The organism is Pseudomonas sp. BF-RE-21, assembly GCF_019947305.1.
Taxonomy (GTDB): Bacteria; Pseudomonadota; Gammaproteobacteria; order Pseudomonadales; family Pseudomonadaceae; genus Aquipseudomonas; species Aquipseudomonas migulae.
Genome location: NZ_JAGYGF010000054.1, coordinates 1 through 24,902, shown reverse-complemented (window position 1 = coordinate 24,902; position 24,902 = coordinate 1). Strand labels below are relative to the sequence as shown.

The 24,902-nt window shown below is 61.3% G+C and carries 19 protein-coding genes; 15 read left to right on the top strand and 4 right to left on the bottom strand.

What is annotated here, in order from left to right:
• Positions 1-107 precede the first annotated feature (107 nt).
• The 7 genes from norR (at position 108) to KGB25_RS25090 (ending at position 7,681) form a co-directional block, all read left to right on the top strand.
• Positions 108-1,637 carry a nitric oxide reductase transcriptional regulator NorR gene (gene norR, locus KGB25_RS25120; protein ID WP_223437156.1) on the top strand — a complete coding sequence of 510 codons (1,530 nt, stop codon included), beginning with the start codon at positions 108-110 and terminating at the stop codon, positions 1,635-1,637.
• Positions 1,638-1,715: 78 nt separating this feature from the next.
• On the top strand, positions 1,716-2,363 hold the full coding sequence (gene pdxH, locus KGB25_RS25115; RefSeq protein WP_008043454.1) for a pyridoxamine 5'-phosphate oxidase: 648 nt from the start codon (positions 1,716-1,718) through the stop codon (positions 2,361-2,363).
• Positions 2,364-3,454: 1,091 nt separating this feature from the next.
• A complete protein-coding gene (moaB, locus tag KGB25_RS25110; protein WP_008034780.1) occupies positions 3,455-4,009 on the top strand; it encodes a molybdenum cofactor biosynthesis protein B in 555 nt (184 codons plus the stop codon).
• The gene (glp, locus tag KGB25_RS25105) at positions 4,006-5,241 is read left to right on the top strand and encodes a gephyrin-like molybdotransferase Glp (protein WP_223437154.1); all 1,236 of its coding nucleotides are present in this window, start codon (positions 4,006-4,008) and stop codon (positions 5,239-5,241) included. Before moaB ends, glp begins: the two co-directional genes overlap by 4 nt.
• A 78-nt stretch (positions 5,242-5,319) precedes the next feature.
• Positions 5,320-6,315 carry a peptidase U32 family protein gene (locus KGB25_RS25100; protein WP_008034782.1) on the top strand — a complete coding sequence of 332 codons (996 nt, stop codon included), beginning with the start codon at positions 5,320-5,322 and terminating at the stop codon, positions 6,313-6,315.
• A gap of 11 nt (positions 6,316-6,326) precedes the next feature.
• Positions 6,327-7,217, top strand: a complete 891-nt coding sequence (locus tag KGB25_RS25095) for a U32 family peptidase (protein WP_192226468.1) — start codon at positions 6,327-6,329, stop codon at positions 7,215-7,217.
• Positions 7,211-7,681: an SCP2 domain-containing protein gene (locus KGB25_RS25090; RefSeq protein WP_008034784.1), complete on the top strand. Its 471-nt coding sequence runs from the start codon at positions 7,211-7,213 to the stop codon at positions 7,679-7,681. Before KGB25_RS25095 ends, KGB25_RS25090 begins: the two co-directional genes overlap by 7 nt.
• 1,010 nt (positions 7,682-8,691) lie before the next feature.
• Here KGB25_RS25090 and KGB25_RS25085 read toward each other — a convergent pair.
• The 4 genes from KGB25_RS25085 to KGB25_RS25070 all read right to left on the bottom strand — a co-directional run bounded on the left by KGB25_RS25085 (position 8,692) and on the right by KGB25_RS25070 (position 12,360).
• Positions 8,692-9,078 (bottom strand): putative zinc-binding protein, encoded by a 387-nt coding sequence (locus tag KGB25_RS25085; protein ID WP_207286272.1) that lies wholly within the window; start codon positions 9,076-9,078, stop codon positions 8,692-8,694.
• A gap of 74 nt (positions 9,079-9,152) precedes the next feature.
• The gene (locus KGB25_RS25080; protein WP_008030978.1) at positions 9,153-9,827 is read right to left on the bottom strand and encodes a Crp/Fnr family transcriptional regulator; all 675 of its coding nucleotides are present in this window, start codon (positions 9,825-9,827) and stop codon (positions 9,153-9,155) included.
• Positions 9,828-9,913: 86 nt separating this feature from the next.
• The gene (gene narL, locus KGB25_RS25075; protein ID WP_008030980.1) at positions 9,914-10,561 is read right to left on the bottom strand and encodes a two-component system response regulator NarL; all 648 of its coding nucleotides are present in this window, start codon (positions 10,559-10,561) and stop codon (positions 9,914-9,916) included.
• The gene (locus KGB25_RS25070; RefSeq protein WP_008043728.1) at positions 10,558-12,360 is read right to left on the bottom strand and encodes a HAMP domain-containing protein; all 1,803 of its coding nucleotides are present in this window, start codon (positions 12,358-12,360) and stop codon (positions 10,558-10,560) included. The genes narL and KGB25_RS25070 overlap by 4 nt, the downstream gene beginning before the upstream one ends.
• A 406-nt stretch (positions 12,361-12,766) precedes the next feature.
• Between KGB25_RS25070 and KGB25_RS25065 the strand changes: the two genes are divergently transcribed.
• The 8 genes from KGB25_RS25065 to moaA all read left to right on the top strand — a co-directional run bounded on the left by KGB25_RS25065 (position 12,767) and on the right by moaA (position 24,239).
• Complete coding sequence (locus KGB25_RS25065) at positions 12,767-14,071, top strand: MFS transporter (protein ID WP_008030986.1); 1,305 nt, start codon at positions 12,767-12,769, stop codon at positions 14,069-14,071.
• Positions 14,049-15,446 carry a NarK family nitrate/nitrite MFS transporter gene (locus tag KGB25_RS25060; RefSeq protein ID WP_008043731.1) on the top strand — a complete coding sequence of 466 codons (1,398 nt, stop codon included), beginning with the start codon at positions 14,049-14,051 and terminating at the stop codon, positions 15,444-15,446. Before KGB25_RS25065 ends, KGB25_RS25060 begins: the two co-directional genes overlap by 23 nt.
• A gap of 69 nt (positions 15,447-15,515) precedes the next feature.
• Positions 15,516-19,289: a nitrate reductase subunit alpha gene (locus tag KGB25_RS25055; RefSeq protein WP_008043732.1), complete on the top strand. Its 3,774-nt coding sequence runs from the start codon at positions 15,516-15,518 to the stop codon at positions 19,287-19,289.
• A 1-nt stretch (position 19,290) separates the two neighbouring features.
• Positions 19,291-20,829, top strand: coding sequence for a nitrate reductase subunit beta (gene narH, locus KGB25_RS25050; RefSeq protein WP_008030993.1), 1,539 nt, complete (start codon positions 19,291-19,293; stop codon positions 20,827-20,829).
• Positions 20,830-20,831: 2 nt separating this feature from the next.
• Positions 20,832-21,587 carry a nitrate reductase molybdenum cofactor assembly chaperone gene (gene narJ / locus KGB25_RS25045; protein ID WP_008043733.1) on the top strand — a complete coding sequence of 252 codons (756 nt, stop codon included), beginning with the start codon at positions 20,832-20,834 and terminating at the stop codon, positions 21,585-21,587.
• Positions 21,580-22,260, top strand: coding sequence for a respiratory nitrate reductase subunit gamma (gene narI, locus KGB25_RS25040; protein ID WP_008030998.1), 681 nt, complete (start codon positions 21,580-21,582; stop codon positions 22,258-22,260). Before narJ ends, narI begins: the two co-directional genes overlap by 8 nt.
• Positions 22,261-22,270: 10 nt before the next feature.
• Complete coding sequence (locus KGB25_RS25035; RefSeq protein ID WP_207286276.1) at positions 22,271-23,221, top strand: peptidylprolyl isomerase; 951 nt, start codon at positions 22,271-22,273, stop codon at positions 23,219-23,221.
• Positions 23,222-23,246: 25 nt separating this feature from the next.
• The gene (gene moaA / locus KGB25_RS25030; protein WP_223437152.1) at positions 23,247-24,239 is read left to right on the top strand and encodes a GTP 3',8-cyclase MoaA; all 993 of its coding nucleotides are present in this window, start codon (positions 23,247-23,249) and stop codon (positions 24,237-24,239) included.
• Positions 24,240-24,902: the final 663 nt, after the last annotated feature.

The window sequence follows — 24,902 nt, the reverse complement described above, 5'->3', positions numbered from 1 at the left end:
CGGCGTGCCATATTTAACTGATTGATAAATATGAATTTATTTTTAGTTGTGGTGATGCGCACCCTGACGCATTAGGGTGAATCCCACCATAGAGGGTAATTAAAACCATGCTGCGTGAAAGCCTGGCGGCCGACCTGATTGTCGAGTTGCCCAATGCCGTGCGGTTGCAACGACTGGTCCAGACCCTGCGCCAATACTTCAACAGTGGCGCGGTGGGTTTATTGCGTCTGGATGACGACAGCCTCAGGCCCGTGGCGACGGTGGGGCTGGTGCATGAAGCGTTGGGGCGCCGGTTCGTCATTGCCCAGCATCCCCGGCTGGCGGCGATCATGGCCTCGCGCGAGCCCGTCTGGTTCGAGCCCGACAGTCGCCTGCCGGATCCTTACGACGGATTGCTCGACAACCACATCGGCGAACCGCTGCCGGTGCATGACTGCATGGGCGTGAGCCTGTATGTCGAGGGGCGGATCTGGGGTGCGATCACCCTCGATGCGCTGCACGCTGGAACCTTCGACAGCCGTGCACGGGAGGAACTCAAGCGCTGCACCTTGCAGATCGAAGCAGCCGTGCGGGTCACTCGCCTGGAACAGGAAAACCGCAGCTTGCGCCTGTCTCGCAGCGATCCTCAGGATTTGCGAATGCCGGTCGAGGAGGGCGAGATCCTCGGGCAGAGTGAGGTGTTGCATCAGCTACTCAATGAGCTGGACGTGTTGGCCGACTCCGATCTGCCGGTGTTGCTGCTGGGCGAAACCGGCGTTGGCAAAGAACTGTTCGCCCGGCGCTTGCATCGTCTGTCGCGGCGCAGCCACAAGCCGCTGATTCAGGTCAACTGCGCGGCCTTGCCCGAGTCGTTGGCGGAGAGTGAATTGTTCGGACACGTCAAAGGCGCCTTCTCCGGTGCCACGGGTGACCGTGCCGGGCGCTTCGATGCGGCCAACGGTGGCACGCTGTTTCTCGATGAAGTCGGTGAGTTGCCATTGAGTGTGCAGGCGAAATTGCTGCGCACCTTGCAGAACGGCGAGATCCAGCGCCTGGGTGCGGACAAGCCGCTGCATGTCGATGTGCGCATCATCGCCGCCACCAACCGGCACTTGCCGGACAGCATTCGCGATGGCCTGTTTCGGGCCGATCTGTATCACCGTCTCTCGGTGTACCCGGTGCCGATCCCGTCGTTGCGCGAACGCGGCAATGACGTGTTGATGCTGGCTGGGCATTTCCTTGAGCTCAATCGGGCGCGGCTCGGCCTGCGTGGCTTGCGTCTGTCGCCGGCGGCGGAACGCGCGTTGCTGGCGTATACCTGGCCGGGCAACGTGCGCGAGCTGGAGCATGTGATCAGTCGTGCCGCCTTGAAGCAGCTCAGTCGCGGTAGCAGTCGTGCGTTGATCATGACGCTGGAGCCCGAGATTCTTGATCTCGACAGTGCTCCGAATGCACCGCAGGTTGCTTCTGAACCTTCCGACGCCGCTCCGGCTGATCTGCCATTCCAGCCGCTGGGTGAAGCCGTCGACGATTATCAACGCAAGAAAATTCTCCAGGCCCTGAGCCTGTCCGGGGAAAACTGGGCCAGCGCGGCGCGGATTCTGGAAGTCGATCCGAGCAATTTGCACAAACTGGCGCGGCGTCTGCGGCTCAAGTAATCGACACTGTTGATGGCGGTCAAGGTCGGTTGGCGCAGTGCCTCGCACACTGAGCAAAACCTTCCGGAGATCACTGTCATGCCGCTTTCCCTGGCCCAAATGCGCCGCAACTACACCCTGTATGGCTTGCAGGACGAGCATGCGCTGGATGACCCTTTGGTGATGTTTCGCCAATGGCTGCAACTGGCCCGCGACACCGAGAGCGCGCCTGTCGAAGCCAATAGCATGATGCTGGCGACGGTCGACAGCGATGGGCGGCCGCACTGTCGTGTCCTGTTGCTCAAGGGCTTGAGCGAGGAAGGTTTTACGTTCTTCGGTCATTACCAGAGTGACAAGGGTCAGCAACTGGCCGCCAATCCTTATGCCGCCATGACGTTTTTCTGGCCGGGGCTGGAGCGGCAGGTGCGTATTGAAGGTCGCGTCTCGAGGCTGGATCCGGCGTTGTCGGATGAGTACTTTGATTCCCGGTCCATGGCCAGTCGTCTCGGTGCCTGGGCTTCGCCGCAAAGCCGTCCGCTGGCGAGTAGGGCAGCGCTTGAATTGCTGTTGGCTGACACGATCAAACGCTTCGTCGGGCAGACTGTGTCGCGACCTGAGCAGTGGGGTGGGTACTGCCTGCATCCTGAGCGTCTGGAGTTTTGGCAGGGGCGTGCGGACCGGTTGCATGACCGTATTGACTATCGCTTGCATGAGGGTGTCTGGAAACGGAGCCGTTTGGCGCCTTGAGTCTGATGGGAAATGGTGGGGGGCTTTGTTGGTGTGTATATCCGTTTCTTCGGTGATGGCTGCTATTGGTTTCGCCCTTACGGCGAGTCACTTTGGAAAAGCCCCAAAGTAACCAAAGGGCTCTTGCCCCTTTCGTTCGGTGGCTCGCTAATGCTCGCCATGCCCTCGCTCCGGTCCTGCTCCGTGGGCCCGCCGCCATCGGCCATCCATGGCCGGGGGCGGCTACCGCGGCATCCCTGCCGCGGTGCCCACTGCGCAGAACCTCCACTCGGCCTCTCGAGGGGGCGACTACCGCCACAGCCGCCGAGGCGGCCTGAAAGCCGACCTGGCTCATTTGCGTACGCGTTGTCCTTCTCTGTTGCGTTCACTCATTCTGGACGTGTACACCAATCCCCTGTAGGAGCCGGCTTGCTGGCGATGGCGTCCGTCCAGCCAATACATACGTGACTGACTCACCGCCATCGTCGGAACGCCGCCCGCAGCAAGCCGGCTCCTACAGTTGATCGTATTTATCCAGACACATACGCATTTCCCCTGTAGGAGCCAGCTTGCTGGCGATGGACGTCAACGATAACGCGGGGTGTCTGAATAAACGCGTTGTTCGGACGTTTTTCGCCGGCAAGCCGGCTCCTACAGGGAATCCCATACGCTTTTGATTTCCACCACTCATCAGGCCGAGCGTTAGCTCGCCTTCCGCTTTTGATCTGAGCGCCCCCTCGAGAGGCCGAGTGGAGGTTCTGCGCAGTGGGCAACCCGGCAAGGATGCCGGGTTAGCCGCCCCCGGCCATGGATGGCCGATGGCGGCGGGCCCACGGAGCAGGACCGGAGCGAGGGCATGCCGAGCCTTAGCGAGGCACCGAACGAAAGGGGCAAAAGCGCTTTGGTTACTTTGGGGCTTTTCCAAAGTGACTCGCCGTAAGGGCGAAACCAATAGCCGCCGCGACCGCAGAAACGGATATGTACACCAACAAAGTTTTACGCTCATCGCGCTATACCCATGCGCCCGAGAGGTACCTCCTTGGAGGAATAGGCTCATCAAGGATTCCGGTTCAGGCTTGGGCCCATACCCTCATCTACGGGAAAACCTGGACATGGCCCATCTGGCGCAACGCACATTTGAACCCCTGAACATTGCCGTGCTGACCATCAGCGATACACGCACCTTCGACACCGACACCTCAGGGCAGACCCTGACCGATTTGCTGCAAACCGCCGGGCATGTATTGATCGATCGTGACCTGGTCAAGGACGATATCTATCAGATCCGCGCCACCGTTTCCCGGTGGATCGCCGACCCCGAAGTACAAGTTGTGCTGATGACCGGCGGCACCGGTTTCACCGCTCGCGACAACACGCCGCAAGCTGTCCTGCCGCTGCTGGACAAACACGTGGAAGGCTTCGGCGAATTGTTCCGTCAGGTATCCCTGGAGGAAATCGGTATGTCCAGCCTGCAATCCCGGGCACTGGCCGGCATGAGCAACGGCGTGCTGGTGTGCTGCGTACCCGGTTCGCCGGGTGCCTGCCGGACGGCCTGGAACAAGATCCTGCTCGAACAACTGGACAGTCGCACCGGCCCCTGCAATTTCGCCCCGCATTTGAAACCTCAGGCCCAACGCAACATTGATGCCTGTGAGACACGCTCATGACCGGCCGGGTGTGCGACCTCGGCAACCTGATGCCGGTGGACGAGGCCATCAGCCGCCTGCTCGATCAGGCACCGCCGCCGCCCCTGGTGCAAATGATCCGCCTGGATCAAGCGATGGGGCGCGTGCTGGCAGCGGATATTCATTCCCCGGTGAACCTGCCGGCCTGGGACAACAGCGCCATGGACGGTTACGCCCTCAGGGCCGTCGACCTGCCCGAGGAGGGTGGCTGGCTGTTGATCGGCGGGCGAATTGCGGCGGGGGATCAGGCGTGCGCACCGTTGCTCGCGCAACAAGCGGTGCAGATTTTTACCGGTGCACCCTTGCCTCCGGGCGCCGACACCGTCGTGCCGCAAGAGCGTTGCCGGATCGACGGCGAGCGTGTCTGGTTGCCGCCCGCAAGCGTTGGCGATCACGTGCGCAAAGAGGGTGAAGAAGTTCGTCGCGGGCACCTGCTGCTCAAGGCGGGAAAGCGCCTGCGCGCACAGGAAATCGGGTTGCTGGCCGGCGCCGGAATTGCGCGGATCGAAGTCTATCGACCGTTGCAGGTGTGTTTGCTCAGCAGCGGCAATGAACTGCGCGAGCCGGGCGATCCCTTGGCGCCGGGACAGATCTACAACAGCAATCGCTACTGTCTGGCGGAGCTGTTGCGTGGATGGGGCGTGGAGGTGCATGACTACGGCGTGATGGCCGATGAACTGGCGGCCAGTCGGCACGCCTTGAGCCTGGCGTCGTCGGAATGCGACCTGTTGCTGAGCAGCGGCGGCGTTTCGGTCGGCGAGGAGGATCATCTCAAGCACGCCATCGAGGAACTGGGCAGCATCGATTTCTGGCGTCTCGCCATGCAGCCGGGCAAACCGCTGGCCTTTGGCGAAGTGGCGGGCAAACCGTGGATCGGCGTACCCGGCAATCCTTCGGCGGCACTGATTACCGCGTTGGTGGTGGTGCGACCGTTCTTGCTCCGGGCTCAGGGTATGACGGACGTGATGCCACGGCCACTGGCCGTGCCCGCCGGGTTCGAGTGGTTGCAACGCAACAAGCGTCGGCAATACCTGCGAGCCAGGTTGACGCCCGGCGCAGACGGCCAGTTGCGCGTGGAACTGCACCCTCAGCAAAGCTCGGCGATGTTGACGGCCGCGTGCTGGGCTGACGGGCTGGCAGTGATCGACTGCGAGCAGCAAGTGCTCAAGCACGACAACGTGATGTTCCTGTCCTTTGCCGACCTGATGCAGTGAGGGCAATTGATTGCCGTCAAGGCAGTGCCTGCCGGTCTGGCTAGACTGGCAGCGCCGCTTTTTTCATGAGGATTACCCATGCAACTGGTCTGCCCGGCAGGGAACCTGCCTGCGCTCAAAGCGGCGGTGCGCCAAGGCGCCGATGCCGTGTATGTCGGCTTTCGCGATGACACCAACGCCCGGCATTTCGCGGGGCTGAACATGGACGATAAGCAGTTCGACGCCGCCGTCGCCCACATCCGTCAGCATCAACGCAAACTCTATGTCGCCGTCAACACCTACCCGCAACCCAAGGGCTGGGAGCGCTGGCAGCGGGCGGTGGACCGTGCTGCCGATTTCGGTGTGGATGCGCTGATTGCCGCCGACCCCGGGGTGCTCAACTATGCCAGCCAGCGCCATCCGCAACTGGCGTTGCACCTCTCGGTCCAGGGCTCTGCGACCCACGCCGCCGCGCTGGCGTTTTACGCGCAGCGCTACGATATTCGGCGCGCCGTGCTGCCACGGGTGTTGTCGTTGGCGCAGGTGCGCCAGGTGGCCGCCAGCAGCCCAGTGCCCATTGAAGTCTTCGGCTTCGGCAGCCTGTGCATCATGGCCGAAGGGCGTTGCCACCTGTCGTCCTACATCACCGGCGAGTCACCGAACCTGTGCGGCGTCTGTTCGCCGGCCAAGGCGGTGCGCTGGAGCGAGGACGCCGAAGGGTTGAGCGCGCGGCTCAGTGAAGTCCTGATCGACCGCTACACCCCCGACGAACCGGCCGGTTACCCGACCTTGTGCAAAGGCCGTTTCCTGGTCGACGGCAAACGCTTTCATGCCCTGGAAGAACCCACCAGCCTCGACACCCTGGACCTGCTGCCGGAGCTGACGGCCATCGGCGTCGAAGCCGTGAAAATCGAAGGCCGTCAACGCAGCCCGGCCTATGTCGAGCAAGTCACCCGGGTCTGGCGCGCCGCGCTGGATGCCCATCGCGGCGCGCCGGGCGCTTTTCGGGTCAAGGAAGAATGGCGTCAGGTGCTGGCCGGTTTGTCCGAGGGCAGCCAGACCACCCTGGGTGCTTATCATCGATCATGGCAATGAGGGGACGCGACATGAAGCTCAGCCTGGGACCGGTCCTGTTTTATTGGGACAAGGAGCAACTCAGCAACTTTTACGCCGAGATGTCGGCCATGCCTCTGGACGTGATTTACCTGGGGGAAACCGTGTGCTCGAAACGCCGGGCCTTTTCACTGGATCAGTGGCTGGGACTGGGGCGCGAGTTACAGGAGTGCAGCCGGGCGCAGTTGGTGATCTCCAGCCTGACGCTGATCGAAGCAGCGTCGGAACTTTCCAGCCTGCGCCGCCTGTGTGACAACGGCCAACTGCTGGTGGAGGCCAATGACATGGGCGCGGTGCAGTTCCTCGCCGAGCGCCAGTTGCCGTTTGTGGGTGGCCCGGCCCTCAATCTGTACAACGGCCACTCGCTGGCGCAGCTGCTCGACTGCGGAATGACCCGCTGGGTGCCGCCCGTGGAGTGTTCGGCGGCGCTGATCCGCGACGTGATCGGGCAGGTCCGTGAACTGGGCCGAGCGGTACCGGAAGTTGAAATTTTTGCCTATGGGCATTTGCCCCTGGCCTATTCCGCCCGCTGTTTCACTGCCCGCGCGGAAAACCGGCCCAAGGACGACTGCCAGTTTTGCTGCATCAACTACCCCGACGGCATGGCGCTGACCAGCCAGGAAGGGCAGCCGCTGTTTACCCTCAACGGTATTCAGACCATGTCGGCCGAAGTCACCAATTTGCTCGCCGATTATTCCGGGCTGGTGGACTGCGGCGCCGATCTGTTGCGCCTGAGCCCGCGTGCGCAGGGCATGGCTGAGGTGATTGACAGTTATCAGCGGGTTCGTTCGGGCGAGATGCCGCCGTTGTTTGTCGAAGGGTGCAATGGCTACTGGCATGGCCAGGCCGGCATGTTGCGCGTCGAGGAGGTCGGCCTGTGCTGAACCGAAAAAAGTGGCTGCTCAAAGGTGCCGACCGGTTGTTGCCGCTGGTGCGTCGGGTGCCGTTTGCCGTGCAGCGCCTGGCGTTGCAGCAGGCGCTCAATCGTTGCCTCGCCGAGCCGTTGCGCGATGGTGAGTTTGAGGTGTTGCGCGGGCGTTGGTTGTGTTTGCGGATTCCGGATCTGGGGTTGTCCTGGTACTTGACGCTCAGTCGTCAGGGGTTGCGGATTGCTGAGCATGCTGTGGCGGCTGTGACGATCAGCGGGAACTGGCGTGAGTTTTTACTGTTGGCCAGTCGTCAGGAGGATCCGGACACGCTGTTTTTTCGTCGGCGTCTGGTGATTGAGGGCGACACAGAATTGGGGTTGGCGTTGAAGAATTTGATCGACAGTCTTGATCCTGATGTGTTGCCGGTCTGGTTGTGGCGGAATCTGGAGCGGGCGGGGAAGGGGCTGGCGGCGGGGTGACCGGTATTGCTTGCCGGCGATGGCTGTGTGTCGAGTTTTTTGATGGTGTACATATCCGTTGCTGCGGTAACGGCCGCTTATGGTTTCGCCCTTACGGCGAGTCCCTTTTTCAAACGCCAAAAAGGAACCAAAAGGCTTTGCCCCTGACGTACGGCCCTTCGCCTAGGCTCAGGGTACCCTCGCTCCGGTCCTGCTCCGTGGGCCCGCCGCCATCGGCCATCCCTGGCCGGGGGCGGCTACCGCGGCATCCTTGCCGCGGTGCCCACTGCGCAGAACCTCCACTCGGCCTCCCGACGGGGCAGATCAAAATCAAAAGCCAAAGCAAAGCAAAAACGAGGCGGCCTGCCAGCCGACCTGTCTCTATGATCGTACGCATTCCCCTGTAGGAGCCGGCTTGCTGGCGATAGCGTCCGTTCAGTCAATAAATATGTTGGATGACCCACCGCTATCGCCAGCAAGCCGGCTCCTACAGTTGATCGTATTTATCCAGACACATATGCATTCCCCTTGTAGGAGCCAGCTTGCTGGCGATGGACGCCAACGATAACGCGGGTTGTCTGAATGAACGCGTCGCCCAGACGCTTTTCGCCGGCAAGCCGGCTCCTACAGGGATCGCGTGCGCTTTTGCTTTTCACCACTCATCAGGTCGAGCGTTAGCTCGCCTTCAGCTTTTGATCTGAGCGCCCCCTCGAGAGGCCGAGTGGAGGTTCTGCGTAGTGGGCAACCCGGCATGGATGCCGGGTTAGCCGCCCCCGGCCATGGATGGCCGATGGCGGCGGGCCCACGGAGCAGGACCGGAGCGAGGGTATGCCGAGCCTAGGCGAGGCACCGAACGAAAGGGGCAAGAGCCTTTTGGTTACTTTGGGGCTTTTCCAAAGTGACTCGCCGTAAGGGCGAAACCAATAGCCGCCGTTACCGCAGCAATGGATATGTACCCCATCAAAAAAACTCGTCAGCCGAAACACAGCCATCGCCAGCAAGCCGCCCCCTACAGGGAATGTTCGCTCCCCTCAAACCCGGCTTTCATGCTGCCGGGTATCACTGACAATCAACCCCCTGATCCCCTCAAACAACTCATCGCTCTGCGCCTCGGTGCAATCCTCGCCATAACGCTTACGCACCCCGTAATGACTCAGAATCAAATGCACATCCGCATGCAATCCATGCTGCTTCAGACAGTTCTCGACACATTGCAGCGGGCAACCATCCAGCGCAAAGATCCGCCGCCCCGACCGCGCCTTGTTGACCAGCGCGGCCACATGCCCGCCGACACCGGCGATGCAGGACATTTCAGCAACGCCACTGCGATCCAGGCGCACAGCCAATGTGTTGGCCAGTTGCGCAACATTGGAACAGCCGGAACAGGCATAGACCAGAGGCAAAGTCGAAGGGGGCATTGATGCTCTCCGTTGATGGGGTGTTCAAGTGTGCAAGGCACAGGGCATTGCGCATTGATGGCAGTCAATTCCGGTTACTGGAACGCCGCCAGGTCCTCTTCCGCGAGGATGCTGATGTGGCGTCGCTCCATGGCGATCAGGCCGCTGTCCACCAGGCGATGCAAAATCCGCGAAAAGGTTTCCGGCTGAATCCCCAGCTTCGACGCCACCAGGCGTTTGGACATCTGCAAGACAATCTGGCCGGTGACCGGGTTGCGTTCCTGAAACAGGAAATTGATCACCCGACGGCTCGCGCTCGCCATGGTCAAGGTGTCGATGTCCCGCAGCCGCAAGTGCAGGTGCACGCTCATACTCGCCAGAATCGCCAGGCAGACTTTCGGCTGGTCCTCCAGCGCATTGCGATAGTGGGTGCCCTCGATGCTGACCAGCACGCTGTCCTTCAACGCGGTGGCACTCACCGGGTAGAGCCGGGCCTGGCTGAACAGCAGCGCTTCGGCAAAGGTTTGCCCGGGCTGGATGATCTCCACCAGGTTTTCCTGGCCTTCGCCAGTGAGCCGGTACAACTTGACCTGGCCGCTGACCAGCAGAAAAAAGCGTTTGGCCGGATCGCCCTGATGCATGAGCGTGCTGTGACAAGGCAGGCGCTTGAGCATGGCCAGGGCACAGACTTCCTCGAAGACTTTCTCCGGCAATTGGCTGAACAGATGATGACGACGCAACGTTAAAACGATGGAAGGGTGGGTCAGCATGGCGTACCTCCGCTGACGGTCATAGTAGAGAGCGCAGGCCGGTTGACCTATGCCTCTGCAGGCCTACCTCCAAGGAGGCATGGCCGTCAGCCCGCACTGCGCAGATGCTCCATGGCCCACACCGCCGCCTCGACCCGCGAGCGCAAACCGAGTTTGTGCAGCAGGTTCTTGACGTGAACCTTGACCGTCCCTTCGGTGATGCCCAGCTTGTGCCCGATGACCTTGTTGCTGAAGCCGCTGGCGATGGTTTTCAACACCTGGCGTTCGCGCTCGGTCAGTTCGACCACCGCCTGGCGTGGCGGCGAGCGTAATGCCTGGGCCATGACCTGGGTCAGGCCGGGGCTGATGACCAATGCACCGTCCAACGCTTCGCGGATGTACTGGATCAACAGTTCGGGCTCCATGTCCTTGAGCAGATAACCGTCGGCATCCAGGCGCAACGCGTCGCGAATATCGTCCTCGGCGTCCGACACGGTGAACAGCAACACCTTGCCGGTGTAGTGCATCGCGCGCAGTCGACGCAGGGTTTCAATGCCGTTCATTTGCGGCATGTTGTTGTCGAGCAACACCAGGTCCGGTTGCAGCGGTTCGATCAGGCTGAGCGCTTCCTCGCCATGGTTGGCTTCGCCGACGATCAGGAAGTCATCTTCCAGTTCGAGCATTTGACGGATGCCGCGACGCATCATGGGATGGTCGTCTACCAGCAGGATTCTATGGTGTGGGGACGGGTTCATGTGACGCTACCTTCTGTGTGCTGTCCGAGAAATTCCGGGTGGAATTCCAGCTGGACGAGGGTGCCTTGAGGCTCCCTGGAAAATATGTGCAAGTGGCCGCGCAAGCTCCGCGCCCGCTCATCCATGATGTTCAGGCCGTGATGTTCGCGCTGGTCGACGTCGCCGCTGAAGCCGCGCCCGTCATCCTCGACCGAAAGCCTCACGGTTTCGCCGTCCTGACGCAGTTCCAGCCAGGCGTTTTGCGCGTGAGCGTGGCGCAGGCAATTGGAGAGCGCCTCGCGCGTGATCTGCAGGATATGGATCTGCTCGCTGGCCGAGAGTTGAAAGGCCAGCGCATCGACGTGCAGGTGCACCTGGAATTCGCCGCGACGGGAGAATTCCGCGGCGGTGTCCTTGAGCTCCTGCACCAGCCCGGCATCGTGAATCTGCAAGCGGAAAGTGGTCAGCAGTTCGCGCAATTGGCGGTAGGCATTGTTCAGTCCTTCGCGCAGTTCGGCGGTGACGTTTTCCAGGGTCTGCACCGGTTCGCCCCGGCGCATCAGGGTCTGCATGCGGCTGACTTGCAGCTTCATGTAGGACAGGGCCTGGGCCAGTGAGTCGTGCAGTTCGCGGGCGATGATCGTGCGCTCTTCCAGCAACAGCAGCCGATGATCCTGTTCCCGTTGGCGCTTGAGTGAGAGCGAAGTGCCGATCAGGTTGGCCAGGGCCTGGATCAGTTGGGTTTCCCAGGCTTGCGTGGGGTGGCCGTCGACAAAGTAAGCCTTGAGTTCACCCAGTTCGCTGCCCTGGTTGCTGATGCTGAAGGATTGCGGCCTCGCGTCGTGGTGTTTCTGGCACGTGGCGCAATCGCTGCTGGCGCAGACGTCGCGGATGTTGGCGCCATGCAGGGCGATCAGTTGCTGGGCAGGAGCCTGCGCCTGGCCCTGCAAACACAGCGACAGGCGCAGGCCCGGCAGGCGTTGCTGGAAGCGCCGGATCAACTCGTCCAGCCCTTCGGCATTGGCCAGGCGCGTGGCCAGGCTGCGGCTGCTTTGATACAGCAGCTCCAGCGCAGCGTTGGCTTGTTGCAGGTTCAGGGTTTTTTGCCGGACCTGACTTTCCAGCGTGCGGTGCGACTCTTCTATCGTTTCGGCCATGGCGTTGAAGCTCGTGGCCAACTGGCCCAGTTCGTCCTGGGACTGATGGTTGACCCGCACCTTGAAATCACCGCGTCGAAAGCGCTGGGTTGCGTCCACCAATTCCTTGAGGGGCGTGACGACGCCGTACTGCAACTCGTACAAACCGATCAGCAGGACAATCATGGTGGTGAACAGCGCCATGCCCTGGATCACTTGTTGCCAGCCCTGCTTTTGCTCGCTCTGGCGCTGGAGCAGGCTGACGAACTGGTTCAGTTGCTCAACGAACGGCCGGGCCTGGGCTTGAAACGCCACGGCATCGCCGCGTTCCAGCGCCGGGCGCAACGCTTCGTTCCATTGTTGCTGGAGTTGCCCGTAGCTGGTTTGCAACGCGGTGGTCGGGCCATCTTCCAGCACGGCCTTGAGTGACTGACTGTTGAGGCGACGTTGCAGGCTTTCAGTGATGCCGATGATTTCTTCATCGGTGGCACCGGCGGCGAGTTTCCAGCTCAGGTGGTAGGTTTCCATGCGCACCGAGCCCGCGGTATTGATGGCGGCGGCATCGCCCTGGCTGAACCAGGCGATCAACCCGGCGCTCAACGAGCTGGCGAGCGCGAGCACGGCGATCAGGATCACCGCGAGCCCGGCGCGGGCGGGCAGGGAGCTGCGCAACCAGCGAATCATCGGCGCAGGTCCCGGGGGTAAAGCAGAAAGCAGAGCATGTATAGCTCCAGAGTGAGGTTGTTTGTTATGGCCTCTTCGCGGGCAAGCCTCGCTCCTACAGGATTGGGTCCGGCTGCCGAAAATGGGAACGACTTCAATCCTGTAGGAGCGAGGCTTGCCCGCGAAGGCGATCCAGAGGCGCGCTACCTCTAAAGAGTTGTCGACGGCTCCCTGTCGACAGAACACTGGGTGGAAAAAGTTAAAACGCTGATAAATAAGGGGTTTTAAGCATTCTCCGGTCTACCTCCTTGGAGGTAGGCAGTGCAAGCATAGGCTTGGGCCCGCTTGGGCTTCGTTGACGTGGATCAAGTTTTTACGGGGTTGCTCTCTCTAGTCTGCCGCCATGGCTAACTGACTGGAGAGCATTGTGACCCAACCCCGTGTACGACAAGGCTTGGTGCTGGGCATGAGCACGCTGGCCTTCACTGTATGTTTCATGGTCTGGATGATGTTTGCCGTGCTCGGGGTGCCGATCAAGGAACTGCTCCAGCTCAACGAAACCCAGTTCGGCCTGCTGGCCGCGACCCCGGTCTTGACCGGCTCGCTGGTGCGTTTGCCGCTGGGGCTGCTGACCGACCGCTTTGGCGGGCGCAGCGTGTTCTTTCTGCTGATGCTGTCTTGCGTCGCACCGCTGTACCTGATCAGCCACGCCACTGCTTATTGGCAGTTTTTGCTGCTGGGCCTGTTCGTCGGTTTGGCCGGTGGCTCGTTCTCGGTCGGGATTGCCTACGTCGCCAAGTGGTTCGACAAAGAGAACCAGGGCTTCGCCATGGGCATCTTCGGCGCCGGTAACGCCGGGGCTGCGGTCACCAAGTTTCTCGCCCCGGCCCTGATCGCCGCCGGCAGTTGGCAGCTGGTGCCGAAAGTCTTCAGCGCCATCCTCTTTATCACTGCGCTGTCGTTCTGGTTCCTCAGTGCCGAAAACAAGGACCACCGCAGTGCCTCGGGCGCCACGCTGCGTGAGCAACTGCGTTCGCTGAAAGATCCCGCGGTGTGGCGCTACTGCCAGTACTACTCGATCGTCTTCGGCGGCTATGTGGCCCTCGCGCTGTGGATGACCAAGTACTACGTGCAGGAATACGGTTTCAGCCTGCAAAGCGCGGCGCTGCTGGCGGCGTGTTTTTCCCTGCCCGGTGGCGTGCTGCGTGCCGTCGGTGGCTGGATGTCGGATCGCTGGGGCGCGCAAAGCGTGACCTGGTGGGTGTTGTGGGTCAGCTGGATCTGCCTGTTCCTGCTCTCGTACCCACAGACCCAACTGCAAGTGCAGACCATCAACGGCACCGTGGATTTCCACATCGGCCTCAATCCCGCGCTGTTCACCGTGCTGCTGTTCGTCATGGGCATTGCCTTCGCGTTCGGCAAGGCCTCGGTCTTCAAATACATCGCCAATGACTACCCGAAAAACATGGGCGCGGTGTCCGGCATCGTCGGTCTGGCCGGTGGCCTGGGCGGTTTCGTGCTGCCGATCATGTTTGGCGCCCTGGTGGACCTCACCGGCGTGCGCTCGTCCTGCTTCATGTTGATGTACGGCGTGGTCTGGGTCTCCCTCACCTGGATGTACTTCAGCGAAATGCGCAAAAGCCCGGTGCTTGGTAAAGCGCCGACGCTGACCCCGTCCCCGATTTCCAGCATTGCCCAAGGAGAACAACATGTCCGTTCTGCAAAAGCCTGAAAAAGGGCCGGTCATTCATGACTGGCGCCCCGAGGACCCTGCGTTCTGGGGAAGCAGCGGCAAACAGACCGCCACGCGCAACCTGTGGATCTCCATTCCCGCGCTGCTGTTGGCCTTCGCGGTGTGGATGGTCTGGAGCACGGTGATCGTGCGCCTGAACGCCATCGGCTTCACCTTCACCACCGACCAGTTGTTCTGGCTGGCGGCGTTGCCGGGCCTGTCCGGCGCGACCTTGCGCGTCTTCTATTCCTTTATGGTGCCGATCTTCGGTGGCCGGCGCTGGACCGCCCTGAGCACCGCATCGTTGCTGGTGCCATCGATCTGGATGGGCTTCGCGGTGCAGGACCCGGGCACCCCGTACAGCGTGTTCGTATGGATTGCCTTGCTCTGCGGTTTTGGCGGCGGCAACTTCGCCTCGAGCATGTCCAACATCAGCTTCTTCTACCCAAAGTCCCAGCAAGGCACGGCCCTGGGCCTCAACGCCGGGTTGGGTAACCTGGGTGTCTCGGTGATGCAGTTCTGCGTACCACTGGTGATCACCTTCGGCGTGTTCGGCGTCATGGGTGGCAATCCGCAAACCCTGCCGGACGGTGGCCAATTGTGGCTGCAGAACGCCGGGTTCATCTGGGTGCCGTTCATTGTCCTGGTGACGGTGCTGGCCTGGTTCGGCATGAACGATTTGTCCAGTGCGCGGGCCTCGTTCAGCGAGCAAGCGGTGATCTTCAAACGCAAGCACAACTGGCTGATGTGCTGGTTGTACCTGGCGACCTTCGGTTCGTTCATCGGTTTTTCCGCTGCGTTTCCATTGCTGATCAAAACCTCGTTCCCTGATGTGATTGCACTGAAATTCGCCTTCCTCGGCCCATTGGTGGGTGCGCTCGTGCGTCCATTGGGCGGCTGGCTGGCGGACAAGCTCGGCGGCGCAAAAGTGACCCTGTGGAACTTCGTCGCGATGATCGTGATGGTCTTCGGCGTCATGCACTTCCTGCCGCAGAACGGTACAGGCGGCAACTTCTACGGCTTCCTCGGCATGTTCATGCTGCTGTTCATCACCACCGGCGTGGGCAACGGCTCCACCTTCCGCATGATCCCGGTGATCTTCCGCACCCAGCATGAAAAAGCCGCTGCCGGAAAATCCCCGGCCGTGCGCGAACAAGCACTCAAGAATGCCGGCAAAGAGTCCGCCGCCGTCCTGGGCTTCAGTTCGGCCATGGGCGCCTTCGGTGCGTTCTTCATTCCCAAATCCTTCGGCACTTCGATGGCCCAGACCGGCGGACCGGAGATGGCCTTCTACATGTTCGTCGGTTTTTACCTGAGCTGCATCGTCGTGACCTGGTGGTGGTACGCGCGCAAAGGCGCCGCGACACCCTGCTGAGACGACCCGAATCCAACCATTGCGTGGGCGGGGCACAGAACCCCGCAGCAAGCCTGAGAGGACTACACCGTGAGTCATTTACTGGATCAATTGCGGTTTTTCAATCGCAAGCAAAACGAGTTTTCCGAGGGTCATGGAGAGACCCGCAAAGAGTCGCGCGACTGGGAGAACGTCTACCGTTCGCGCTGGCAGTACGACAAGATCGTGCGTTCCACCCATGGGGTGAACTGCACCGGGTCTTGCTCGTGGAAGATCTACGTGAAGAACGGCCTGATTACCTGGGAAACCCAGCAGACCGACTACCCGCGCACCCGCAACGACCTGCCCAACCATGAGCCTCGTGGCTGCCCGCGCGGCGCCAGTTACAGCTGGTATATCTACAGCGCCAACCGGCTCAAGTACCCGAAAATCCGCAAGCCGTTGCTCAAGCTCTGGCGCGATGCGCGCCAGACCATGGCGCCGGTCGAAGCCTGGGCCAGCATTGTCGAGGACAAGGCCAAGGCCGACTCCTATAAAAGCAAGCGCGGCATGGGCGGCTTCATTCGTTCCAGCTGGGACGAAGTCAACGAGATCATCGCGGCGTCCAACGTCTACACCATCAAACAGTACGGCCCCGACCGGATCGTCGGGTTCTCGCCGATCCCGGCCATGTCGATGGTCAGCTACGCCGCAGGTTCGCGTTACCTGTCGCTGATCGGCGGCGCCTGCCTGAGCTTCTACGACTGGTATTGCGACTTGCCACCGGCCTCGCCGATGGTTTGGGGCGAGCAGACCGACGTGCCGGAATCGGCCGACTGGTACAACTCTAACTACATCATTGCCTGGGGTTCCAACGTTCCGCAGACCCGTACCCCCGACGCGCACTTCTTCACCGAAGTCCGTTACAAGGGCACCAAGACTGTGGCGATCACCCCGGACTATTCGGAAGTCGCCAAGCTCACCGACCTGTGGCTGAACCCCAAGCAGGGCACCGACGCGGCGCTGGCGCAAGCCTTCAACCATGTGATCTTCAAAGAATTCCACCTGGATAAACCGAGCGCCTATTTCACTGACTACGCCAAGCGCTTCACCGATCTGCCGGTGCTGGTACTGCTCAAGCAAATGGCTGACAAGGCGCCGGGCGCCGGTTACCAGCCGGACCGCTTCCTGCGCGCCAGCGACTTGACCGACAACCTCGGCCAGGAAAACAACCCGGAATGGAAAACCATCGCCCTGGATACCAGCGGCGAACTGGTGTCCCCTCAGGGCTCCATCGGTTATCGCTGGGGCGAGAAGGGCAAGTGGAACATCCTGCCGCGTGAGGGTGGTGAAGGCCGCGAGATAGATCTGAAACTGAGCCTGATCGGCGATGACGTGGCCGAAGTGGCGTTCCCGTATTTTGCCGGCGAGTCCCACGAGCACTTCCAGCACGTGGCCGGCGATGCCGTGCAATACCGTCGTGTGCCGGTGCACAGCCTCGTTCTGGCTGACGGCAGCGTGGCCAAAGTCGCCACCGTGTTCGACCTGTCGGCCGCTAACCTGGCGATCGACCGTGGCCTGGGTGGCGAAAACGTCGCCAAGGATTACAACGACGCCTCGGTGCCCGGCACCCCGGCCTGGCAGGAGCAGATCACCGGCGTCAGCCGCGAGAAAGCCATCCAGATTGCCCGTGAGTTTGCCGATAACGCCGACAAGACCAAGGGCCGCTCGATGATCATCGTCGGCGCGGCGATGAATCACTGGTACCACATGGACATGAACTACCGCGGGCTGATCAACATGCTCATGCTCTGCGGGTGTGTCGGTCAGACCGGTGGCGGTTGGGCGCACTACGTCGGCCAGGAAAAACTCCGTCCGCAATGCGGCTGGCTGCCCCTGGCGTTCGGTCTGGACTGGAACCGTCCGCCACGGCAAATGAACGGCACCAGCTTCTTCTACGCCCACAGCTCGCAGTGGCGCCACGAGAAGATGAGCATGCACGACGTGCTCTCGCCATTGGCCGACAAGTCGCAATTCCCCGAGCATGCGCTGGACTACAACATCCGCGCCGAACGCGCCGGCTGGTTGCCTAGCGCACCGCAACTCAACACCAACCCGCTGCACATTTGCCGTGATGCCGCTGCTGCCGGCATGGAACCGAAAGACTACGTGGTCAAGTCGCTGCAGGACGGTTCGCTGCGCTTCTCTTGCGAGCAACCGGACAGCCCGGTGAACTTCCCGCGCAACATGTTCATCTGGCGCTCCAACCTGCTGGGCTCCTCGGGCAAAGGCCACGAGTACATGCTCAAGTACCTGCTCGGCACCAAGAACGGGGTGATGAACGAAGACATCGGCCAGGTCGGCGACTGCAAACCGGAAGAAGCCGAATGGGTGGACGAGGGCGCCATCGGCAAGCTCGACCTGGTGACTACGCTGGACTTCCGCATGTCCTCGACCTGCGTCTATTCCGACATCGTCTTGCCGACCGCGACCTGGTACGAAAAAGACGACATGAACACCTCGGACATGCACCCGTTCATTCACCCGTTGTCGGCCGCGATCGACCCGGCGTGGGAATCGCGTTCCGACTGGGAAATCTACAAAGGCATCGCCAAGGCGTTTTCCAGCATGGCCGAAGGGCACCTGGGCGTCGAAAAGGATCTGGTGACCATTCCGCTGATGCACGACAGCGTCGGCGAACTGGCCCAGCCGTTTGGCGGCACCGACTGGAAAAGCGAAGGCGTGGCACCGGTGCCGGGTAAAAACGCACCGAACCTGCACGTGGTCGAGCGCGACTACCCGAACATCTACAAGCAGTTCTCGTCCCTCGGGCCATTGCTGGAGAAACACGGCAACGGCGGCAAGGGCATCAACTGGAACACCGAGGCCGAAGTGAAGTTCCTCGGTGAGCTCAACCACCACGAACGGGACGCCGGTATCAGCCACGGCCGTCCGAAAATCGACTCGGCCATCGATGCAGCGGAAGTGATCCTGTCGCTGGCACCGGAAACCAACGGTCACGTAGCGGTCAAGGCCTGGGCCGCGCTGTCGGAATTCACCGGCATCGACCACAGCCATCTGGCGGTGGGCAAGGAGCATGAGGCAATTCGCTTCCGCGACATCCAGGCGCAGCCACGCAAGATCATTTCCAGCCCGACCTGGTCGGGGCTCGAAGACGATCACGTCAGCTACAACGCCGGTTACACCAACGTTCATGAAGCCATTCCATGGCGCACCATCACCGGTCGCCAGCAGTTCTACCAGGATCACCCGTGGATGCAGGCGTTCGGCGAGCAACTGATGAGTTACCGGCCGCCGGTCAACACCCGGACCATCGCCGGGGTGAAAGGCAAGCGCAGCAACGGCCACAAGGAAATCGTCCTGAACTGGATCACGCCGCACCAGAAGTGGGGCATCCACAGCACCTACAGCGACAACCTGTTGATGCTGACCTTAAGCCGTGGCGGCCCGATTGTCTGGCTGTCGGAGAACGACGCGAAAAGCGCCGGCATCGAGGACAACGACTGGATCGAGTGCTTCAACGCCAACGGTGCGCTGACCGCCCGTGCGGTGGTCAGTCAGCGGGTCAAGGACGGCATGGTGATGATGTACCACGCCCAGGAACGGATCGTGAACGTGCCCGGATCGGAAACCACCAAGACCCGTGGCGGCCACCACAACTCGGTGACCCGCGTCGTGCTCAAACCGACCCACATGATCGGTGGCTATGCCCAGCAGGCCTACGGTTTCAACTATTACGGCACGGTCGGTTGCAACCGCGACGAGTTCGTCGTGGTGCGCAAAATGTCCAAAGTCGACTGGCTCGATGGTTCGTCCGGTGATGACCTGCCGCGTCCTCTGCCGACCGATATCGAGGAGAACTGAGATGAAGATTCGCTCACAAATCGGCATGGTGCTGAACCTGGACAAGTGCATCGGTTGCCACACTTGCTCGATCACCTGCAAAAACGTCTGGACCAGCCGTGAAGGCATGGAATACGCCTGGTTCAACAACGTCGAAAGCAAACCCGGGATCGGCTACCCGAAAGAATGGGAAAACCAGGACAAGTGGAAGGGCGGCTGGATCCGCAATGCCAACGGCTCGATCAACCCGCGCATCGGCGGCAAGTTCCGCGTGTTGGCCAACATCTTTGCCAACCCGGACCTGCCGAGCCTCGACGACTACTACGAGCCGTTCGACTTCGATTACCAGCACCTGCACACCGCACCGCTGGGCGAGCATCAGCCGACGGCGCGCCCACGCTCGCTGGTCTCCGGCAAGCGCATGGAGAAAATCGAGTGGGGCCCGAACTGGGAAGAAATCCTCGGCACCGAATTCGCCAAGCGTCGCAAGGACAAGAACTTCGACAAGATCCAGGCGGACATTTACGGCGAGTACGAAAACACCTTCATGATGTATTTGCCGCGCCTGTGCGAGCACTGCCTCAACCCGGCGTGTGCGGCATCGTGCCCGAGCGGGGCGATCTACAAGCGTGAAGAAGACGGCATTGTCCTGATCGACCAGGAAAAATGCCGCGGCTGGCGCATGTGCATCAGCGGCTGCCCGTACAAGAAAATCTACTTCAACTGGAAAAGCGGCAAGTCCGAGAAGTGCATTTTCTGCTACCCGCGTATCGAAGCCGGGATGCCGACCGTGTGCGCCGAAACGTGCGTCGGTCGTATCCGTTACCTCGGCGTGTTGCTGTACGACGCCGACCGCATCAGCGAAGTGGCGAGCACCGCCAATGAGCAGGATCTGTACGAGAAACAACTGGAGATCTTCCTCGACCCGAATGACCCGGCGGTGATCCGTCAGGCCCTGGCAGACGGTGTGCCGCAGTCGGTGATCGATTCGGCCCAGCGTTCGCCGGTCTACAAAATGGCCGTGGACTGGAAACTCGCACTGCCACTGCACCCGGAATACCGCACCTTGCCGATGGTCTGGTACGTACCGCCACTGTCGCCGATTCAAAACGCCGCAACTGCTGGCACCGTCGGCATGAACGGGGTGATTCCGGACGTCGACAGCCTGCGTATTCCACTGAAGTACCTGGCCAACCTGCTGACTGCCGGCGATGAAAAACCGGTCAAGCGTGCGTTGAAACGCTTGCTGGCGATGCGTGCCTACAAGCGTTCCGAGCAAGTCGATGGCGTGCAAGACCTGCAAGTGCTGGCGGACGTCGGTTTGAGCGTGGACCAGGTCGAGGAAATGTACCGCTACCTGGCCATCGCCAACTATGAGGACCGTTTTGTGGTACCGACCGCCCACCGCGAAGACGCCATGAGCGACGCCTTTGCCGAACGCTCCGGTTGCGGTTTCAGTTTCGGCAGCGGTTGCAGCGGCAGCTCCGACACCAACATGTTCGGCGCGAAAAAGGCCAACCGTCGCGACGTCCTGAAAACCGTGCAGTTGTGGGAGGAATGAGCATGCAAATTCTCAAAGTGATTTCGCTGCTGCTCGATTACCCGACTGAAACGCTGATCAGCGGCCGCGACGAACTGGAGCAGGCGATCATTCAGTCGCGGGAAATCAGCCCGAAGCAGCGCGGTGCGTTGTTCGAGTTGCTGGAGCTGATCTGCGCCAATGACCTGATGGACGGGCAGGAGCACTACGGTGCGCTGTTCGGTCGGGGGCGCGCGCTCTCGTTGCTGTTGTTCGAGCACGTGCACGGTGAGTCCCGCGACCGTGGCCAGGCCATGGTCGACATGATGGCGCAGTACGAGGACGCCGGTTTTGCCATCGGCGTCAAAGAGCTGCCGGACTACATCCCGCTGTACCTGGAGTTTCTGTCCACTCGCGAAGACATCGAGGCCCGCGAGGGCCTGGCGGATGTCTCGCACCTGCTGGCCTTGCTCGCGGCGCGTCTGGAAGAGCGTGAAAGCGCCTACGCCAGTTGCTTCCGGGCGCTGCTGCAGATTGCCGGGGCCGAGCCGCATCAGGCCGTGGCCGACCTGCGTGAGCAGGTCGCGGCGGAAGTGCGCGACGACTCGCTCGAAGCCCTCGACAAGATCTGGGAAGAGGAGGCCGTGGACTTTCTCCAGGCCGAACAGCAGGACCGTTGCGGTTCGCTGCCAAGCGCGCCGGGCAAGGCCCGGGAAGAAAGCGCGGTGCCGTTGCACTGGGTGGATTTTCAGCATGAAGGACTGGCCGCCGCGCCAGTCCAGGAGGTAGGCAATGTCTAAATGGAACCTGTTGTTGTTCGGGATTTATCCCTATATCGCTTTGGCCATTTGCCTGATCGGCAGTTGGGCTCGCTTCGACCTGTCGCAGTACACCTGGAAGGCGGGCTCCAGCCAAATGCTCAACCAGCGCGGCATGCGTGTGGCGAGCAACTTCTTCCACATCGGTGTGTTGTTCGTGCTGGCCGGGCATTTCGTCGGCCTGCTGACGCCCGCGTCGGTTTATCACCATGTCATCAGCACTGAGAACAAGCAGTTGCTGGCGATGGTGTCCGGCGGGTTCTTCGGCCTGTTGTGCCTGATCGGCCTGCTGATGCTGGTCAACCGGCGCCTGAGCGATCCTCGGGTCCGCGCCACGTCCAGTACGTCGGACATCCTGATTCTGCTGGTGCTATTGGCGCAGTTGCTGCTCGGCCTGCTGACCATCGTTGCGTCCACCGCGCACATGGACGGTTCGGTGATGGTGATGCTCGCCGACTGGGCGCAGAACACCGTGCTGTTGCGGCCGACGGAAGCGGCGGCCTCCATCGCGCCGGTCGGGCTGACCTACAAGCTGCACGTGTTCCTCGGCCTGACCCTGTTTGTGCTGTTCCCCTTCACCCGTCTCGTACATGTGATCAGTGCACCGGTCTGGTACCTGGGACGCCGTTATCAAATCGTTCGGCAGAAATTCTGAGGAGACAATCATGTCAGGTGGATGTGGATGTGGCGGCGGTAACGGCGGCAGCGGTGGCTGCGGATCTTCCAAACAAGTAGAGGTTGCGGTGCCGGACGATGTCGCACCGTTTGAAGAGCTCGCGGTTGAGCCTCCGGCGGCCGATGACGCGCCCGCGCAGTTGATCGCCAGCAGTGAGCAGGAGTGGCCGATCATCAGCGTCAACGAGGTGGTGATCACCCCGGAAGCGATGGCCCAGGAGCTGCAATATCACCCGGCCGAAAGCCGCGAAGAGGCGGTGTATCTGGCCGCCAAGGCGCTGGTGATCCGCGAGTTGTTGCAGCAGCGCATTGCCGAACTGGGCGTGTCGCTGGAGGTCGGTGCCGGTGAGAACGAAGAAGAAGCCGCCACGCGCTTGTTGCTCGAACGCGAGGTGATCGTGCCGCAATGCGACGAGCAAACCAGCCTTCGTTACTACGAAAACAATCGCGGGCGCTTTCACAGCGCGCCGTTGCTGGCGGTGCGGCACATCCTGCTGGAGTGCGCGCCGGACGATGCCGAAGCCCGCGAGCTGGCGCATGCCCAGGCAGAAATCCTGCTGCAACGGCTGGAAGACTTCCCCGGCAGCTTCGCCGAGCTGGCGGTGAAATATTCGGCCTGCCCTTCGAAGGCGCAAGGCGGTTCTCTGGGGCAGATCAGCAAAGGCCAGACCGTGCCGGAACTGGAGCGGCAGTTGTTCACGCTGGCACCGGGGCTGGCCAGCAAACCGCTGGAAAGTCGTTATGGCTGGCATGTGGTCAGCGTCGATCAGCGGATCGAAGGCATGCCGTTGCCCTATGAAGCGGTGTCGACGGCGATCCGCACGCAGTTGCAGCAGGGCGTCTGGCAAAAGGCCCTGGTGCAATACCTGCAAACCCTGATTGGCGCGGCGGATGTCCGCGGTATTCATTTGCAGGGCGCTGACTCACCGCTGGTGCAGTGAGCCTCAAGGCTAACCGGGAGATGTGATGAACGCTGTGATGCAGGATGGTTTTGGGCGGCAGATCGATTATCTGCGGATGTCGGTGACGGACCGGTGTGATTTTCGTTGTGTGTATTGCATGGCGAAAAACATGACCTTCCTGCCGCGTCAGCAGGTGCTCACGCTGGAGGAAATGCAGCGCCTGGCAACGCTGTTCGTCGGCCTGGGCGTGCGCAAGATTCGCCTCACCGGCGGTGAGCCGTTGATCCGTCCCGGCATTGTCGATCTGTGTCGCAACATCGCCGCGTTGCCCGGTTTGCGCGAACTGGTGATGACCAGCAACGGCTCGCAGCTGGGCCGCCTGGCACGGCCGTTGGTGGAGGCGGGTGTTAAACGGATGAACATCAGCCTCGACAGCCTGGACGCGCAGAAATTTCGCGCGATCACCCGCAACGGCGATCTCGATCAGGTGCTGAGCGGCATCGAAGCGGCGCGGGATGCGGGGTTTGAGCGAATCAAGCTCAACTGCGTGGTGATGAAGGGGCGCAACTTCGATGAGGTCCCGGCGTTGGTGCAATACGCCATCGACCAGCGCATCGATATCAGTTTTATCGAAGAAATGCCGCTGGGCGACGTCGGGCGATCACGGGGCGAATCGTTTTGTTCCAGTGATGACGTGCGCACGTTGATTGCTCAGCGTCATCGCTTGCTCGACAGTACGGAAAACAGCGGCGGGCCGGCGCGTTATGTGCGCCTGGAACGCCATCCCGAGACCCGGATCGGTTTCATTTCGCCCAACAGTCACAACTTCTGCGGTACTTGCAACCGGGTGCGGATGACCGTGGAAGGCAAGCTGCTGTTGTGTCTGGGGCAGGACGATGCGCTGGATTTGAGAGGGTTGCTGCGGCGTTATCCGCTGGATGACCAGCCGGTGATCAATGCGGTGCAAAAGGCTTTGCGCGGTAAACCGTTGCGCCATGATTTCACTCCGGAGGGGGATGTGCAGATTGTTCGGTTCATGAATATGAGTGGTGGTTGAGCAAGTCTGTGAAGCAGAAAACCCACTGTGGGAGCGAGCCTGCTCGCGATGGCTTTGTGTCAGGCGGTCGGTTTTTTGAGGGTGTACATATCCATTCCTGCGGTAACGGCCGCTAATGGTTTCGCTTTTACAGCGAGTCACTTGGAGAAGCGCCAAGTAACCAAGCGCTTTTGCCCCTGTCGTTCGGTGCCTCGCTAATGCTCGGCATGCCCTCGCTCCGGTCCTGCTCCGTGGGCCCGCCGCCATCGGCCATCCATGGCCGGGGGCGGCTAACCCGGCATCCATGCCGGGTTGCCCACTACGCAGAACCTGCGCTCGGCCTCTCGAGGGGGCGACTACCGCCACAGCCGCCGAGGCGGCCTGAAAGCCGACCTGGCTCTTTGGGGGGACGCGTTGTCCTTCTCTGCTGCGCTCACCCATTCCGGACATGTACACCGATCCCTTGTAGGAGCCAGCCTGCTGGCGATGGACGTCAACGATAACGCGGGCTGTCTGAATGAACGTGTTGTCCGGTCGTTTTTCGCGGGCAAGCCTCGCTCCTACAGGGAATCGCGTTTGCTTTTGATTTCCACCACTCATCAGGCCGAGCGTTAGCTCGCCTTCCGCTTTTGATCTGAGCGCCCCCTCGAGAGGCCGAGTGGAGGTTCTGCGCAGTGGGCAACC